Consider the following 15580-nt stretch of genomic DNA (forward strand, 5'->3'; position numbering starts at 1 on the left):
GGTGAGTATTACATGGACATATATGGACGCTCCAATTACATGGACAGCCATCGTAATTTCTTTGGTTTCTAAGTAAAAAGTGCCTACTGATTTAGGGGAAGATCAGTTTTTGTATTTGTTTGCGATCGAGTCGAAATTTAAGCTTGTTTATAAAAGGCGGTATGATCTGCTTGAGTTTCCAATATATGCTGGAAGCGGCCGTTAATAGCAAACGCCGTAAAAGCTAACACCGGCTCACAGGTTTGGCCTGGTTTCCCCAAATTAACCTGCTCACCATGGTTGACCATCAATGCACCCAGTAAATCCCGACTATTCTGCTCGATACGGGTATTGATGTAATTGGCAATTTTAAAAGAAAGTGGCCCTTCCAAGTTTAATACTGACAAGTTGAGTTTTTCTTCAAGGCCTAATTGATCTGGTTGCATGGTAGACCCCAGAGTCGACTCGCGCACTTCCACATGGTCTGGATTATATTCTTCGCCACTTGGAATGATCGCATAAAGATCGTAATCACCATGCACATATCTTGGCATTAGCAACCCCATCTCTACCAATGCGATACAACCAAAATGCTGATGCTTGCGATTGGTTTGCACGATATAGGGTGTTGGACAACCTCGAGGCTGAATTTTATCATCGAAACCATTCTGCGGTTCAGTAATGAGGTGCTTTGACTTATTCCATTCCTTAAGCGCAGCTCCTAAGCGGTCTGCGGTAAAGGCACCAGGCTGCAAAATAGGTGAACAAACTAAACCTGCTGTTTTATGGCTGATATCAAGGTTGGCTGTCTTGGCCTTCATGTCGCCGCGCTTACCTGTATAACCTGTTTTACCGATCCAACTTACTGAAAGATTACCTGTTTTACGCACTAGTATGTGGCAGTGAAAGGTTTTTGCGGCTTCAATGAAAGCGCCGATGTGGATGGGATGGACAAATTCGGACGCAATTAGACTCATTATATTTATCCTTAATCATAACGTGATTGCAGTATGTTCATACTAAGTGCAGATAACACTATCCCTTTTTTTAAAAGGGGGGGATTCAAAAACGCTAATATTCAACACTTGTAGCCGTCGATTTTTCAAGCGGTTCGCTGATCGTCTCATATTTTATGAGGGCACCGAGTATAGGTAAAATAAAACGTCATTCTTCGTAACATTTAGAATATACCTTAGCTCATATTTTTAATTTCACACCTTTCTCATACCAATGAAGATGCGAAATACAGATATTTCCCGCAAATTACTCAACTGTATTCACATAATTCAGAATTTAAAACATGCGCCTCCCGCTGTTGTGTAAACCGGTTTTGAATATTGCTTTTGATTATATGATGAACTGCTTTTATTCAAACAGCCACATCTGAGGCGGCAACCTTCTCAGAAATGGCTGTGTCCGGCCGCGCGACGATCAATCGTTTATGCGATCTCACCGTCTGTGCGTGCTGGTGGCTGGATGCGGACGTGGAAATGGTCTTTGTGGTTGGCCCAAGGGCGGACTTTGCGTATCCGGTGTAATTTATCAGGCGCTGTGGCTGCGGTGTCGTCGTCAAAGCCTATGACTTGAACCACTGATTGAGCCACCAATGATTCCAACTGCGCCCGCGCTGCTGTTCGGTTGAAATGTTGCTGGCGCGCTGAACGTCCGGCTAGGTAACGCCAGGGCACGTTAGTCGCGGTTGCTCCATTGGACGAATCGAGCAAAGGCAGGCGCATATCGACATCCAACCCGGTCTCATGGCTGCCGTGATAATCCGCGCGGCCGCCCTGTGCTGGGGCGCAATCGCGTACCCACATGGGCGGCATCGGGTCCCGGTGCATCGAGATACGGTCCCAGGCGAGGGGAGTGAAAGGGCCGGGGTTCGGATTCCGATCGTTCCACGGAACTGGCGGACGCAGATCCGGTGGGAAATATGTGTCCCGAACACGCCGGATATAATCACGCCCGGCGGCGTTCAGCATATCGACAATCCAACTGGTGCCCCAACCACCATTGTGCAGCAAATAAGGCGTGCCCCCCGCCGCAGCTTCGGTCAACGGTGCGGTCATCTCGGTCGTGCTCCACCCGATCTCGCGGTGGCCCATGATCTGAATCCATCTCGGCGCATTGACGGCGGCCAGCCATCTATGGGTGCCACGACCCACAGAGATCCGTCCGCTGTGATTGCGGTCAACGAACTTGGTTTCCCCAGTTGTGATGGCCTGAAACAGCTTGATCGCGCGCACGAAGTGTCTGGCAGTGCCGCCGCCCGTTCCCCCAATCCATGAAAAGCCAAGTTGGCGAAGTCTGTCGCGGACAATGCCAATATCCGCTTCATGGTTGTCGCCACCTGGGCCGACAGATCCGGAAAGTACAATTCGAGACATGTAACACCTCTGTAATATGTAAGACGCTGACTGGTATGAGATCTGAGGATGTTCAGATAATGACACTAATGCACCTAAGATTCCCATTGAATCGAATGTAAATCCCCAGACCTCTAGAGCCGGTTAACGAAATTTCAGCCACCTTGATTACTAATTAATTGTTTTAGAACCCGTCGGCGAAACGTCGCTTTCAACACTGTAAACTAAAAATAATAGGTCAGAGTATAGAGTATAGGAAAAATAAAACGCCATTTTCCATCTTGCTTTTATTCAAACAGACTTATCTGAAGCGGTGCTCTACTTTGTGAGGGCAATAATTCGATGACTTCATCATTTTTTGTATTCTGGTGACTAAGTATCTTTTTATATCTTGGGCTGAACGTCCGGAGATCGCTCATAGGCGATCATTCCAGTTTTCAGGTTTGCAGTTGTGCAAATACTGCTCAAAATTACCACCAGAGCTCTACAGTTGCTTTATCAACCAAAATTTCATTGTCCGAGTGTGTTAGTGATGGGCAGAAGTGAAGATCACGTAGTGGCTGACTGAGTACAAAATTAGCTAAAAGTGGTTTTTCAGAAGAGTTTTTGTGAGACCCGAAATCTATAAATCGGTGGGTGTGAGGTAATTCGATGATTTGCAAGAGGAAAATGGTGGCCCGACCCTGACTCGAACAGGGGACCTGCCGATTATGAGTCGGATGCTCTAACCAACTGAGCTATCGGGCCACTTTCTATTTTAAATACGCTTATTGCCTAAGTAGGCTGAAAGCGACGCGCAGTATAAGCAGTTTTTTTTTCATTGTCATCTTACTTGTTAGGGTATTGTGTTTGTTTGCTGATTTTTTCAACAGTTTTTCTACGTATTCCAAGCCAAAGTAGACTTAAGAGTATTAATTCACTAACACTTCCACCCCCTGAACTGCTTGTAGGAGTGCTGGTAGTGGAGGCTATTACGGTGATGATGATATTAGCAGAGCTGGTCAAACCAAAATCATCTGTGGTTGTAAGTGAAAATTCTAATGTTGCAGCAGTACTCGGTGCTGTAAAGCTGGCTTGTGGACTATTGGCATTGTTGATTGTGACATTGCTGCCAGATACTTGTTGCCAAAGGTAGCTGAGAGGTTGGTCTTCGGGGTCGGAACCACTGCCTGCAAGTGTGACGTTTTGCCTAGTATTGACTTCAGAGTTATCACCGGCTTTTGCTGTCGGGGCTTGGTTTGACTCATCGTCTCGGATCACTATCTTTAACGTTGTCTGATTACCTAATACGTTTGCTTGATTTGCACTAAGTGTTAACAGCAGTGATTCTGGTACTTCAGTTTCGTTGTCGTTGATTAGGGTTATATCGATGTATTGGTCAGCACTATCGCCGTCTAACCATTCAAGGGTGCCGCTGGCGGTATTGGCATCTGAGCCTATTATTGCGGTGCCTGAGCTTAATACATAACCCACACTCACAATGCCATCACTGCCGCCTTGACGTGTTACTGCTATCTGCAATGTTCCATCGGTTTCTTTTACTGTTACTTCATCGTTGGCAAATACGATTTGACCTTGGTGTAGCGCATCGATGATTTGTACAGTGACCATGCTGGGATTCACTAAAGTTGCACCATTTTTAGGATCAAATAATCGTATAAATAGACTTTCGGTGATTTCATCTAAGGTGTCGTTACTTGTTTGTAGCACGATGTTTTGTGGCTCAGTATCGTTAGTTGTCCACTGTAATTCACCACTTATTAACACAAAGTCTTCTAGGTTGGCTGAACCCGGTAATATTTCGTAACCAACAGTAGTGGCTCCATTTCCAGTTTTAGTGACGGCAATACTGACACTTTGTCCTTCATCAACATTAAGTTGTTTGGCTTCAAAGGCGATTTTTGCCGTATCGTTTTCTAATGTTTGGTCCTGAATGATGTATAAGCCACTGTTGATATCACTTACCAGAATATTGCCGCTAGGTAAAAATGGATAGATCCCCCATGCGCCATTAAATCCTGCGTTATCAGATATGGGATAAGTATCGAAAAAACCCACTTCAATCGGGTCGCTTGGGTCAGTGATATCGAGTACGGTCACGCCGCGTTCGTAGTTGGACATATAATAACGATTGCCGCGCACAAAACCGTTGTGATCTATGGCTCGAGTAGGGCCCGTCCAAGTGCCTACTAAGCTTGGGGAACTCAAACTACTGATATTAAAAATATTTAAGGTGGTATTGATATTATGTTTTTGCTCATCAAGTTCGTCATGCACAATGACAAATTGTTTATCTTCGCTCCACCAACCCGAATGGGTGTATTCAGCATTAGGGTAAGTTCTTGAGCCTAACTCAATGGCCTGATTTTTATCAGTGTGATCCCACACTCTAAGTTTGTCTTCGTTAAAATCTAAAAAGACTAAGCAGGCGTTATCTTTGGCTTGAACACAATCTGTTTGGGCCCGCGCATCATTTATTATTAGTGATGCTGCATCGTGAGTGTAGTCGTTTCGAGTTGCAGATGAATTGCTGTAGGTCGAGCCTAAAGTTTCAGGATCTGACAATGCATAGGAACGAAACGCTCCACCAAAGTTGTTGGAACCTAAGATATGCACCGCTGGTTCTTGGTTGGCCAAAGCGATATTTAGCCCATAGTCTACATTACTGATGTATATATTATGGGCGCTACTGTCTGTCTTCTGGCGCTTAACAACCGAAATCCCATTGTCCAAATCGTTTAAGTCGATGATAGTTAAACCTTCATCGGCCTCAGTGGTGGAATAAGCATAGGCATGCCATCTTAGGGTAGATGTATCAAAGTATTGATACACTTTTATATCTCTCCAAGAAGAAGATAATCCAGTGATACTACCGACTATTTCGGGCGAAGTTGCTGTTGTAACATCAACCACTGCTACACCATTTATAAGGCCGATAATGGCGTATTCTTTTTCGGTGTTTAAATCTACATGGCCCCATATATCGTTCGCGGCAGAAGGATTGTTGGGAAAATCAGCTAAGGGAATATGTGCCAATAACGACATGTTATTGCAGTCAAAACCAGCTGCGCTACCGTTAATACAGGTGTTATTAACTTGTTTTTGTTGCATTAATTGTAGTTTAGAAACGTTGAGGCCTTTGCCTTGTAAACTTAACTTCGCTAAACCTTTTGTATCACGTATTACATGAAAGCCTTGTTGGCTTAGTTGCTGGGCATATTCGGCTGGTACGCCAGAAATCGAGGTTATATAAGTATCGGGATTTTGCCCTTGGTATTGTTCAACTTGATTAAAACCACCTAAAACGGGGACAATTTGACCGGTGAAATACAATAAGTCTTGTTCAGACTCAATAACATATTGTCCTTGTGCCACTAAAATAGAATCACCTTTATTAGCATTTTGAGCGGCGTAAGTCACTGTTTTACAAGGGCGAAATCTATTATTGCAACTACCTGTATTTTCTCCGTTAGGTGCCACAAAACGTGCTTTATCATGTTCTGCATGTGCCTGAACGCCTTGACTGTACCCTATGGCCAGTATCATTATGATGCTCATTAAACACCGCATGAAATTTACCTATTCTATATGAAGCTTGTTAACACCTTACCTTTTAGACCTGATATATCAATTTTTTTGTTCCCTAATGGGTTAAAAAAGATATTAGCACTTTTTTTTATTAGCGGCTTTATTGCGTTCAACAGTAGCTGTTCTAGATTAGATGAAGCAGAAAATATTGCCCTGGAGATATGGCACAATGGTAGCCCATTAGATTGCAATGCCTTTGAGAGTCATCAGCAAATTTGGTCTATTCAACAATTAGCTTTTTTTATGAGCAATGTTACATTGTCAGGTGAAAGTCCCGCTTATCAGCCGCAATTGAGCTCAACCCCTTGGCAAACAGAAAATGTAGTGTTGATCCAACCTTATTTGGCTGACTGTGATACACCATCAGAAGATGAGGGTGAAACAACTCACAACAATCAAGCTAGCTCAGAATCACTTAAAACCAATAACTATCTGCAATTTGCGACACCAGTTGATCTCGATTCCGCGGAACAGCTTTCTTTTAGCCTTGCTGTACCTTTTGCGCTAAATCATCAAAACCCATTATTACAAGCTTCACCATTAAATCTGCCAAGTATGTTTTGGTCGTGGCGTTCTGGGCACAAGTTTTTTCGATTGGATATGCAAGGCCCCAGCAAAAATTGGGTGTTTCATTTAGGCAGCGTTGGATGCAGTGCTGTGTCGACCATGCGTTCTCCACAAGAGGAGTGTGTGCAACCGAATAGGGTTAGTTTTCAGTTAGATAAAAAACATAATGGAGCCAAGCTTGTTATGCATCTAGACAGGCTTATGGCCAATACATCAATGCAAAACAGCGGATCTTGTTTGTTTCATTCAGATCAACAGAGCTGCACTATTTTGATGTCTAACTTAAAAAATCAAGATGTATTTGAGTGGCACTAAGAATGTCTGCTATTGGGTTTGTTAAGGTTGTTTGTTGTCTCTTTCTGAGCTGTTTTTTATTAGCTTGTAATCCACCTACAGCTAATCAAAATGAATATGATTGGAAGTTACCTAAGGGGTTTCCAAGTCCTTTAGTACCTCAAGACAACCCTATGTCAGTTGCCAAAGTCGCTTTGGGTAAAAAACTGTTTTTTGATGTGAAGCTGTCTTTTAATCAAACCACCTCTTGCGCTACTTGCCATCAACCGCAATTTGCTTTTTCTGAACCTAAAAAAACGGCAGTAGGCTCAACTGGTCAAAAGCATAGGCGTAATACTCAATCCTTAGTCAACATCGCGTACAACAGTAATCTGACATGGGCCCATTCAGGATTAAATCAGATAGAGCAGCAAATTCTTATTCCTATGTTTTCTGAAGATCCTATCGAGTTAGACATTACCGGGCATGAAAATGTGGTATTGCAACGATTTGAAAACAAAAGTTATCTAAAACTGTTTGAAAATGCCTTTGATGATAGTCAAGTCAACTTTGATAAAATAGTTAAAGCACTGGCCAGCTATGTTAGAAGTTTAACTAGTTTTGCTTCCGCATTTGATGAGTATGCTTATCAAGGTAATGATGATGCTATGACAGATGCCGCGAAAAGAGGTATGGAATTGTTTTTCTCGGAAAAATTTGAGTGTTTTCATTGTCATGGAGGATTCAATTTTACTCAGTCTAGTCAACATGAAAATCAAAGGTTAGATTTACGACCTTTTCATAACACCGGTTTGTACAATGTTGATGAGAAAGGTGCTTATCCTATTTTCGACCAAGGATTGATTGAAGTCACCTTGCAACCAAATGATATGGGTAAGTTCAGAGCTCCCACTTTGCGTAATGTAGAGGTGAGCGCACCTTACATGCATGATGGCAGTTTGGCCACGTTAGATGATGTGGTTGAGTTTTATGCTGCTGGAGGCAGAGGACATGGCGCAGCCAACCCCTTGAAAAGTCCATTTTTAGCTGGTTTTGAGCTAGAATTACAACAAAAACAAGATCTCATTGCGTTTTTACAAAGCTTGACCGACCAGCAGTTTTTAAATTCTAATCTAAATTATCAGCTTGAAACTCCCTGATTGCACCAAAACTAAGGAGTGCAAGGGCAAAAGAACTTTGCTATCGTCTTAGAAACTTAGACTAAATATATTTAGCGCATTTTTATTGGAGAACAAAATGACCGAGAAGCCCTTTTTAGTAAGTGGTCGCAATACACTAATTCATAAAATACGGAAATTAGATTTACTTGTTATTAACGGTGAAGATCATCCTCCTCTTGTTGTTACCCATAAGGGCATTAAAGAATATTCGGGGAAAGTGCCAGAAAATAAACGTGAAGCAAAAAACCAAGACATGGAATTGGTTGATCTCACTAGTATTGACGTTTTTGGTGAAGAAAAAACTTTGTTATTTGTGCAAACCATTAATGGTAAAGAATATAAAGTGGATTACAGCAAACATGGCACTCCATTGTTTATTAAAATTCATCAGGAAAACGCCTTTTAATATTAGCCACTAGATTATTGTAAATAGCCCTGTTATCAGGGCTTTTTTATATGTGTACCCTTACCCAGCCTAATTTTTGTACTCAATCTTCATCATTGAATGTAACAAAATAACTCCCAATACGATTAACCAATGATTAATAACGATAGTTTATCGCTGCAGATTGTTGCTTGGTCGCTTAGTCGCGTTTAGCCGTGTTTAGCCTTTTTTACCGCTACTTAAATCATCTTACCCTCTACATTAACCATGAACTTGGCATCATGCAGAATTTAACAAACACAAGGTGAGACATCATGAAAAAAATCATTATCGGCAGCATAATTACCGCAGGCATCCTATTAACTGGCAGCGCACAAGCCAAATACATCGATAAAAACACCGAGGCCAATTTAGTTAAAATATGTGAGGCTATTAAAAGTAATAGTAGGATCAGACTTAATCTTGCTATCGAAGATAGCGGCATCACAGCTAAAGCAGTTAGCAAAGGATTAGTCTGTAACGGTTATGACCCTGTAACCTTCGCTATAATAAACAAAGCACAAAATACGGCTAAGTTTATGGCGCGTAAAGGTAATGTGGATTATGAAGCATTATTAGCTAAGTTATAGATAAGTAATATGATTTTCTAAAGTGAGTGTATTTAAACTTAATCGTTTTCAGTATGTTTTTGTTTAGAACACTCACTGTATTGCTAATAATTAGTACTACATATTTGCATAATAATTTTGTTCACTTAGTTTTATAAATCCAAAAATCCGTCCCTAATTAATTCAGCCTTAGACACACTGTGCGTAGTGTTCGTCCCTAAGATAGCTTCCCAATTGAACTTTTTGTTAGCGTCCAATAATCGCCATGCTGCATCCGCAGTAAGTCGATTATTTATAACTAAAAATACTAATCAGGGAGTTTTCATGAGAAAAATCACATTTAGAAAAAGTATAACGGCTTTAGCCGTTGCTGCGACACTAAGCTTCACATCCAATAGTTTTGCGGCAGGTGGTGCAGAGTCGGACCTTTTAGGCTCTGTGCAAGTTAATGGAGTCAGTACAAGTGGTTACACTGTTGTAGCAAAAGACCCTACAACAGGATTTACGAGACAAGTTAGTACCAGAGATGATGGTTCGTACCGACTCACCAAATTGCCTACAGGGACATACGAAATCATTATTATGAATGGAGACACAGTTGTGGGGCGAGATGTAACAACTGTTTCGCTTGGTGCAAACTCTATAGCTAACTTTGATATTGCAGAAAACAGTAATACTGAAGTTATTGAAGTAACAGGTGCGCGATTCGCAAATGTTGATGTGAGTTCTACTGACTCTGGTTTATTAATAACAGAAGCAGACTTCGATGCCCTACCAGTATTACGGAACTTGACATCTGTAGCTCTATTGGCCCCAGGCGTTGTTTTAGGGGAGAGTAATTTTAGCTTGCAAGGTGGTAGTGGTTTAGCATCATTTGGTGGTTCTTCCGTTGCTGAAAATGCATGCTTTATCAATGGGCTAGAAGTGACGAATACCCGCCAAGGTTTAGGTTGTGGCTCAGTTCCTTTTGAATTTTATAAAGATTTTCAAGTGAAAACTGGCGGGTACTCAGCTGAGTTTGGTCGTGCAACTGGCGGTATCATTAATGCTATTACTAAAAGCGGTAGTAACGAATGGGAATTTTCAGCTGTTAGCAACTGGAATCCAAGCTCGTTAACCGCCGATAGTAAAGGTATTTCAAGAGGTAAAGGTGGAACTGGCGACGTATTCCGAGATACAACGAATGATGAATTTGATAACTGGGATCTAACGTTAACGGCTTCAGGCGCGATAATCGAGGATACACTTTTTATCTATGCGTTGGTTAACCCAAGAAGCTCCGATAGAGACTTCTCCTATTATACGGGGTCTAGGCAACAATACGCACCTGATGATGAATATAGAAAAATTTCTTCAGATGGTAGTGATAATTTATTCTGGGGAGCTAAAGTTGATTGGTTTATCACAGAAGATCATCGTTTAAGTCTTTGGGGATACTCTGATCGAAACGATGGTATTGATGCTCACTACAACTATGATCCTAACACTGGTGTTATTGGTAATTTGACTGGAACCAACGTCCGTAATCGCGGTGGTGAAACTGTCAGTGTAAGCTACGTTGGTAACATCACTGATGATTTAACGATAACAGCGCTTTGGGGAAATGTCGCAGCTGAGTACACGACTACACCAGACAACATAGTATGTCCTAGTGTCAGTGATACGCGGGATTTACCAGCAGCACAACGAGCGCAAGGTTGTGGTCCAGGCACCGCTTTTGGTGCTAACAATGATGATAATACTCAGTATCGTTTAGACGTTGAATATTTACTTGGCGACCATAAAATCCGTGTGGGTTATGATTATCAGGAGCGGGATTCATTTCGGGAGTCTTTGCCGGCTGGGGGGCATAGTTATACCTATACTACACTTGCACCTGGCGGCGCCATCCAAGGCAATAACGGTAACCTTTACACTAATGCTAGTAATACCGATCAAGACATCGTTTTTGACCGTATTTTTGCTGGCGGTGGAGGCTTCGGTTCAGAGCTTGAAGCATTCTATATAGAAGATCAGTGGCAGATTACTGACAACTTGTTATTGAGTGCTGGGTTGCGATGGGATGACTTTTTAAGTGTGGGAACTTCAGGGATTACTTTCCAGGAGTTTTCAGCAGATGTTGCTCCTCGCCTAGGTTTTAGCTGGGATATTAATGGTGACGGAGAATCCAAGTTATACGCAACCATAGGTAGATACTACTTACCACCTGCTAATAATACTAACTTCCGTTTAGCATCTGGAGTGAATGACAACACTACTTATTATACGTTTGCAGGGATAGATAGTGCTAATGGCGCGCCAACCGGTATTCTGCCTGTTAATGGTACAGTTGCTAATTCTAATGTTAACAACAGTACTAGTGTTTTCCCAAGCAAGAGCGTATATCAAGAACCAGATGCCGATCCATTCCATAAAAATGAAATCATCATTGGTTATGAACGATCTATTAGTGAAGATTTAGCATTAGCTATCCGTGGTACATATCGTGAAGTAGGTGAAGCGCTAGATGACTATTGTGGTGCAAGAAGCCATCCGTTGTTCTGTACGGGTCTAAACCCTGGTAAACCTGCTAGGTTTGCAGTTGATGCAGACTTAGATGGCTTTATCGACTTGGACGCAAATGGTGAGCCATTATATGTATCGGCAACTGCTGAAGACATAGCCTTACCTGAAGCAAACAACGAATATTTAGCCGTGAATACCGAAATAAGATACCGTAAAGACAACCTAAATCTAAACTTTTCATACACTTGGTCACGTAGTACTGGGAATTTTGAAGGTGCAGTTAAGTCGGATATCGCTCAGGCTGATGCTGGTATAACTCAGGACTTTGATTTCCCAGCATTGCACGATGGCGCTCAAGGTTATCAACCGAATGATCGTCGTCATGTCTTCAAGTTGTTTGGTAGCTACACCATATCTGATAATTGGTCTGTTGGATTGAACTCAACCTTGTCAAGCGGCCGCCCGCTTAATACTTTTGGTGCCGGTTATATTTCGGATGATCCTAATTTGTATGGTAGTTACGGAGATACCTTCTATCAATTCCAAAGTTGTAACATTACACCTCCAGAAGACGAAGCTTGCCCTGTATCAGAAAAAGTCTACAACTTTACACCTAGAGGTTCTGCTGGCAGAACGTCTTGGCAATTTAAAGTTGATTTATCGAGTAGCTACAACTTTGAAGTTAATGGCATCGCTATGCGCGCATCTGTTGATGTGTTCAATATTTTTGATGACCAGTCAGTAACGTCACAAAATGAGCATTTTGAAGGAAGAAATGCTGAAGGAACAGAAAACCAATGGTTTGGCGCTGCTTATTTCTGGCAAGCTCCGCGTTCAGTTAGACTAGGATTTGAAGCTAGATTCTAAGGTACTTAATGGGCAATCCTTAGTTTGTCCGTTTATTGCTCTAATGGAATTATGTCTAAATGTTTCCTAATGAATAAATGGTGGCGTTCATCCCATCATCTGAACGCTTCATCACATTTGGATTTTAAATCAAACAGATGGAATTACACTATAAGTGTCGGAGTGATAACCCGATGAATATATGTTTTTACTCGATTTAAAAACATGTATTACTTCCTAGATCAAGTAAGGGCTGACGCTACAAAGCGCAGCCCTTTCTTTTTGCTTGATCCTTTAATGGGATTGGTATAATTGTTGGGAAATTAATCTATAAAAAATACTTTGTTACAGCTTACCTCCATTTATCCCAGATCCCCGCACTTGGTCTCAGAAACGTACTCAGTTTATCTCGTAGCTTGTATATTTTATCCCACAGCCATTCGGGAATTATACGTATGCACCATTGCATAGTTATAGATGATGAAAGTTTAGCTAGGGAAAGAATATCTAGCTTTGTAGATGCACAGGAAAACTGGCAGGTAGATGCCCAATCAGGTGAGTATAAAGAGGCAGAAAGTTTACTTTTAAAACACCGGCCTGAGGTGTGTTTTATGGATATTAATATTATAGGTGGCAGCGGTATTGAGTTGGCGAGAAAACTTGCTAGAAGTATCGATTGCCATTGGGTGTTTACAACGGCGTCCAGTGAATATGCACTTCAAGCATTTGATCTTGAGGCGACCGACTATTTGCTAAAGCCATTTGAAAATAGTCGATTGGCGAATGTTTTACATAAAGTCGAAACGTTAAGAAAACAAACTATCAAACAATGTAAAAACATATTAGCAGTGAAATCAGTGGGGGCGGTAGAGTTTGTTAATGTTCAGGATATTATTTGGATAAAAGGTTCCGCCAACTACGTAGAACTGCATTGTGCAAATCGTATGTTATTGCATAGAGAAACGCTTTCTAAACTAGAAATGCAGCTCAACCCAGAGAAGTTTATTCGTGTGCACCGTTCGGCTATGGTAAATGTTGATAAAATCAATTCCTTGAGCAGTGAGTTGGGCCGCTTTTCGTTGCTACATTTAAACAACGGTGACGAAGTTAAAATTGGACAGGGACACAAAGCTTCTCTTTTCGAGTTCTTAGGTTTGGATGCCTAGTTTATGATTACTAAGTTGATTGAATAAGTGAATGGCACAGCAGAAAAATTTATCGCCAACAAAGACAAACCACCATTTTGGCTTTTGCATAGTTTAGGGTGGATGACCTATGTGTTTATTTTCACAGTAGATAATGTTTTTTTCTATCGTGAATTTAATAAACTTGGGTTTGAAGTGTTTTTTCCTTTGGTATTATCGGGCATCTTCGCAGCGTTACTGACGTGGCCCTTAAGATATATCTACCGGCAATGTTGGGGGCTACCCTCTGGTTGGTTAATTGTTGCCATCATGCTTTGTAGTCTCATCGTCTCAGGTATTTGGACACCAGCAAAAAACCTCGCCATGTGGTACTTCTACGAAGATTTTGATGTTTTACCCCTTATCATCGGTAATCCTTCGGACGACTTTAGATGGTATATGTTGTTTATGTCAGTTAGTTATGCGTTTTTTATGATTTTTGTTTGGAGTACTTTGTACTTTGGTATCAACTATCACTTTCGTTTGATTAACGAAAAAAAGCTGCATATAGAAGCTGTGCGTTTATCTCATATTTCACAAATTAAAATGTTGCGGTATCAGATTAACCCACATTTTTTATTTAATACTCTGAATGCGATCTCAACCTTGGTTTTAAGAGGGAGCAAAGATAAAGCCAATGGAATGTTAATTAGGTTATCTACTTTTTTGCGTTTTTCCTTAGACAATGATCCTGAAAAAAAGATCCGTCTATACGAGGAACTGAAGGCTCTGATGTTGTATTTGGAAATAGAAAAAACACGTTTCGACGACAGGCTTACAGTAAAGTTTGAAATTGAACCACAAACAGAAGCTTTGCTTGTTCCTAGTTTGTTATTGCAGCCTTTGGTTGAAAATTCGATCAAATTTGCTATCGCGCAGATGTCTAGCGGTGGTGTAATTAAGGTAACAGCTAAGTGTCAAAATGGGACTTTACAAATGGAAGTGGCTGACAACGGACCCGTTCAAGATAATGCATATTTAGATGCAGCATCTGACGTCAAAGGGCAAACTGCATCTAGCCACACAGGAGTTGGAGTACAGAACATTATTGATAGACTGAACGTTTTATATCCTGACAGTCATAGTTTCAACATTAGCCGTGGACTAACCGCTGGGTATCATGTGAAAATTTCTATACCCATGGAGTACTCATGAGCCGTCAATTGACAGCGATTATTGTAGATGATGAACCTTTAGCTAGAGAAGGGCTTATGCTCAGGTTGAATGGTGATACTAGGTTTGATGTAATTGCACAATGTCCGTCTGCTTTTCATGCGCTGCAAGTGATTGAGGAATTTCAGCCCGATATTGCTTTTGTGGATATCGAAATGCCAGGGTTAAGCGGACTTGAATTGGCCGAACAGTTGTCAAAAAATACAACCCCAGTTCCTAAAGTAGTATTCGTCACCGCATTTAAAGAATTTGCTCTAAACGCCTTCGAATTTCAGGCCTTTGATTATTTACTTAAGCCTTTTTCAGATGACAGATTAGCTAGTTGTTTAAGTAATCTCGTGGATTCTTTTTTTGCTAGTGATGTTGTTCTTCAACACCTTAAGCTGGATGAGTTACTGAGCCGTAAAACAGGTAATTCAATTGATGGTTTTATACATAATTTAGAAGTTTCAAGTGGTGGCTCAATGAGCGAACTACAGCGAACTGTATCCATGAAAAGTGGTTCGGAGTGGATAAGAGTAAAACTCGATGACATTTCTTGGATTGAAGCCGCAGGTGATTACATGTGTGTACATACGCTAGAAGGCACCCACATAATACGTAAAACCCTAAAACAATTTGAACTAGAACTCGATACTAATCTGTTTCCAAGGGTTAATCGTTCCGCTATGATCAATATGAGCAAATTGACAAGACTGACACCAAATTCAAATGGTGAATACATAGCGAAGTTGACTTCCGGTGACAGTGTTAAGGTCAGCCGAAAATACAAATTTAAACTTGAAGAACTAAGAAAAAGCGAGGGCTTTAGCGATTAACCTTGGATGAAAAATCACGTCCATCACAATAACTTTAAGGTCAACCCATATTATTTCTCTGTCGCCAGCGTGAAATATTAATTGAACTGAACCACTAAGCTAGCGTC

General features: G+C 41.3%; 11 protein-coding genes and 1 tRNA gene. 8 read left to right on the forward strand and 4 right to left on the reverse strand.

What is annotated here, in order from left to right:
• Positions 1-137: 137 nt before the first annotated feature.
• The 4 genes from GARC_RS07345 to GARC_RS07360 form a co-directional block, all read right to left on the reverse strand.
• Entirely contained in the window at positions 138-956 is an 819-nt protein-coding gene (locus tag GARC_RS07345) for a hypothetical protein (RefSeq protein WP_007618411.1), read from the reverse strand.
• A gap of 462 nt (positions 957-1418) precedes the next feature.
• On the reverse strand, positions 1419-2366 hold the full coding sequence (locus GARC_RS07350) for a penicillin-insensitive murein endopeptidase (protein ID WP_039989049.1): 948 nt from the start codon (positions 2364-2366) through the stop codon (positions 1419-1421).
• A gap of 649 nt (positions 2367-3015) precedes the next feature.
• A tRNA-Ile gene (locus tag GARC_RS07355) sits at positions 3016-3092 on the reverse strand.
• A gap of 81 nt (positions 3093-3173) precedes the next feature.
• Positions 3174-5903, reverse strand: coding sequence for a choice-of-anchor B family protein (locus tag GARC_RS07360; protein WP_226989079.1), 2730 nt, complete (start codon positions 5901-5903; stop codon positions 3174-3176).
• 30 nt (positions 5904-5933) lie between these two features.
• Here GARC_RS07360 and GARC_RS07365 point away from each other — a divergent pair, with 30 nt between their 5' ends.
• The 8 genes from GARC_RS07365 to GARC_RS07400 all read left to right on the forward strand — a co-directional run bounded on the left by GARC_RS07365 (position 5934) and on the right by GARC_RS07400 (position 15473).
• Positions 5934-6815 (forward strand): MbnP family copper-binding protein, encoded by an 882-nt coding sequence (locus tag GARC_RS07365; RefSeq protein WP_007618419.1) that lies wholly within the window; start codon positions 5934-5936, stop codon positions 6813-6815.
• Between the two features lie 2 nt (positions 6816-6817).
• Positions 6818-7933 carry a methanobactin export MATE transporter MbnM gene (locus GARC_RS07370; protein WP_007618421.1) on the forward strand — a complete coding sequence of 372 codons (1116 nt, stop codon included), beginning with the start codon at positions 6818-6820 and terminating at the stop codon, positions 7931-7933.
• A gap of 97 nt (positions 7934-8030) precedes the next feature.
• Positions 8031-8360 carry a hypothetical protein gene (locus GARC_RS07375; RefSeq protein WP_007618423.1) on the forward strand — a complete coding sequence of 110 codons (330 nt, stop codon included), beginning with the start codon at positions 8031-8033 and terminating at the stop codon, positions 8358-8360.
• Positions 8361-8653: 293 nt separating this feature from the next.
• A complete protein-coding gene (locus tag GARC_RS07380) occupies positions 8654-8968 on the forward strand; it encodes a DUF3718 domain-containing protein (protein WP_007618425.1) in 315 nt (104 codons plus the stop codon).
• A gap of 303 nt (positions 8969-9271) precedes the next feature.
• Positions 9272-12319, forward strand: a complete 3048-nt coding sequence (locus GARC_RS07385) for a TonB-dependent receptor (protein ID WP_007618427.1) — start codon at positions 9272-9274, stop codon at positions 12317-12319.
• Positions 12320-12753: 434 nt separating this feature from the next.
• Positions 12754-13464: a LytR/AlgR family response regulator transcription factor gene (locus GARC_RS07390; RefSeq protein WP_007618429.1), complete on the forward strand. Its 711-nt coding sequence runs from the start codon at positions 12754-12756 to the stop codon at positions 13462-13464.
• Positions 13465-13491: 27 nt separating this feature from the next.
• Positions 13492-14637 carry a sensor histidine kinase gene (locus GARC_RS07395; RefSeq protein WP_007618430.1) on the forward strand — a complete coding sequence of 382 codons (1146 nt, stop codon included), beginning with the start codon at positions 13492-13494 and terminating at the stop codon, positions 14635-14637.
• A complete protein-coding gene (locus tag GARC_RS07400) occupies positions 14634-15473 on the forward strand; it encodes a LytR/AlgR family response regulator transcription factor (protein ID WP_007618431.1) in 840 nt (279 codons plus the stop codon). Before GARC_RS07395 ends, GARC_RS07400 begins: the two co-directional genes overlap by 4 nt.
• The last annotated feature ends 107 nt before the right edge of the window (positions 15474-15580 follow it).

This window comes from Paraglaciecola arctica BSs20135, assembly GCF_000314995.1.
Lineage (GTDB): Bacteria > Pseudomonadota > Gammaproteobacteria > Enterobacterales > Alteromonadaceae > Paraglaciecola > Paraglaciecola arctica.

What these genes read in the sequence shown, in the direction of transcription:
- GARC_RS07365 (WP_007618419.1), top strand. Translation starts at nt 5,934, where the DNA reads ATGAAGCTTGTTAACACCTTACCTTTTAGACCTGATATATCAATTTTT.
- GARC_RS07400 (WP_007618431.1), top strand. Translation starts at nt 14,634, where the DNA reads ATGAGCCGTCAATTGACAGCGATTATTGTAGATGATGAACCTTTAGCT.
- GARC_RS07375 (WP_007618423.1), top strand. Translation starts at nt 8,031, where the DNA reads ATGACCGAGAAGCCCTTTTTAGTAAGTGGTCGCAATACACTAATTCAT.
- GARC_RS07345 (WP_007618411.1), bottom strand. Translation starts at nt 956, where the DNA reads ATGAGTCTAATTGCGTCCGAATTTGTCCATCCCATCCACATCGGCGCT.
- GARC_RS07350 (WP_039989049.1), bottom strand. Translation starts at nt 2,366, where the DNA reads ATGTCTCGAATTGTACTTTCCGGATCTGTCGGCCCAGGTGGCGACAAC.
- GARC_RS07370 (WP_007618421.1), top strand. Translation starts at nt 6,818, where the DNA reads ATGTCTGCTATTGGGTTTGTTAAGGTTGTTTGTTGTCTCTTTCTGAGC.
- GARC_RS07360 (WP_226989079.1), bottom strand. Translation starts at nt 5,903, where the DNA reads ATGAGCATCATAATGATACTGGCCATAGGGTACAGTCAAGGCGTTCAG.
- GARC_RS07390 (WP_007618429.1), top strand. Translation starts at nt 12,754, where the DNA reads ATGCACCATTGCATAGTTATAGATGATGAAAGTTTAGCTAGGGAAAGA.
- GARC_RS07380 (WP_007618425.1), top strand. Translation starts at nt 8,654, where the DNA reads ATGAAAAAAATCATTATCGGCAGCATAATTACCGCAGGCATCCTATTA.
- GARC_RS07385 (WP_007618427.1), top strand. Translation starts at nt 9,272, where the DNA reads ATGAGAAAAATCACATTTAGAAAAAGTATAACGGCTTTAGCCGTTGCT.